The organism is Vibrio sp. D401a (assembly GCF_030248515.1).
Taxonomy (GTDB): Bacteria; Pseudomonadota; Gammaproteobacteria; order Enterobacterales; family Vibrionaceae; genus Vibrio; species Vibrio rotiferianus.
On record NZ_JAHGAI010000078.1, the window covers coordinates 1 to 1,503 of the forward strand.

Sequence of the window (1,503 nt, forward strand, 5' to 3'; positions counted from 1 at the left end):
CGCATTAAGGTGTGAGCGACGCTTGGCTATACTTGAGCGAAGCGAAACTGCCAAGCGTTGCGAATCACTCTTAAATGCTTTGTTAGCAGCAACTTACAACGCGAGTTTAAACCCTTCATGTGTTGCTTTGAATCCAAGTTTTTCATAGAACCTGATTGCATCAGGGCGCTGCTTATCACTTGTTAACTGAACAATTGTACAGCCTTTGCTTTTTGCCAGTTCGATAGCATGTGAGAACATTTGCTCACCGAAACCTTGTCCACGATAGTCACTATGGATCCGAACACCTTCGATAAGACAACGCCAACTACCGATATGGGTTAGGTAAGGAATAAAAGTAATTTGAAGCATCCCGACTAAAGAGTTTTCCAGTTCAACAACAAGTTATTCGTTGTTTGGATCTCGTGCAATTGCATCGAACGCTTCAATATACGCACTATTTAGCGGGACAGACGCGTCTTCTCTTTTGCTACCAAGCGGGTCATTTGAAAGCAAAGTAACAAGACTTTCCAAATCTTCAAAATCAGCTGAACGATACTTTAATTCCATCTATAGTTCCTTATTACTTCTGACTGCTAACGCCGCATTAAGGTGTGAACAACGCGACCACGAAACTCAACCTTACCGCAGTAAACACTGAACTCAACGATGGAATTAAAAGTGCCAAGCGTTGAGAATCACTCTTAAATGCTTTGTTATACGAACATTTCATCGTACACACTGATAGATCTTAATGCGCCGCTTAAGTCATTTTTTCCATTAAACTCATGCCTAACGGCAATAACGTCACAACCACTAGATTTACCTGCGCTAATGCCTGCTGTTGAATCTTCGAACACTATTGTATGTTCAGGTGATACATCTAAATTTGCGAGTGCAAGATTATAAGCTTCAGGATCAGGTTTATGCTTGGTTACATGCTCTTGGGTAATAACAAGATCAAAAGCTGTTTCTAACTGCAATGAAGTCAAAATATTTTCAACCATCCATGTTGCTGCCGAGCTGACAACACCACATTTTTTCCCTGCTTTTTTCAAGTGTTCAATATACGCTTTAGCTCCTGCATTCAACTCAAGTTCGTCGTTTAACATCAGTTCGTAGTGAGCTCGAAAATAACGATTAAACTCGCCTAGATCTGGTGAAATGCCCGCATGAGTAAAAAAGTGACCAGTCACAACCTGCCAACTTTCACCCATAACGTCTTTATATATATTGTGATCAACTTGAGCGCCGTAATCTGCACAAGCCAATGCTAGAGCTTTACCCTTTAATGGCTCTGAATTTACTAACGTTCCGTCCATATCGAACAGATAAACTTCATAATCTTTCAATTTGTTCTCCATGTTAAATTTTGCGAGTTCGTATAACGCCCTGTTAAGGGGTGAGCAACGCAATACTGAAGCCGCCGCACACCACCTTAATCACTTAAACCAACGCATAGTGAAAATGCCACGCGTTGCGAATCCCTCTTGAACAGTTTGTTATGTTTGTGCTGACGTAGCT

Annotated in this window: 1 protein-coding gene and 1 pseudogene; both read right to left on the reverse strand. The window is 41.3% G+C overall.

Translation table 11 applies throughout. From position 1 onward, the window contains the following. Positions 1-93: 93 nt before the first annotated feature. Positions 94-549 (reverse strand): annotated as a pseudogene (locus KIV41_RS24285) (GNAT family N-acetyltransferase). A 146-nt stretch (positions 550-695) separates the two neighbouring features. Further along, positions 696-1,343, reverse strand: a complete 648-nt coding sequence (locus KIV41_RS24290; protein ID WP_010448839.1) for an HAD family phosphatase — start codon at positions 1,341-1,343, stop codon at positions 696-698. Positions 1,344-1,503 lie beyond the last annotated feature (160 nt).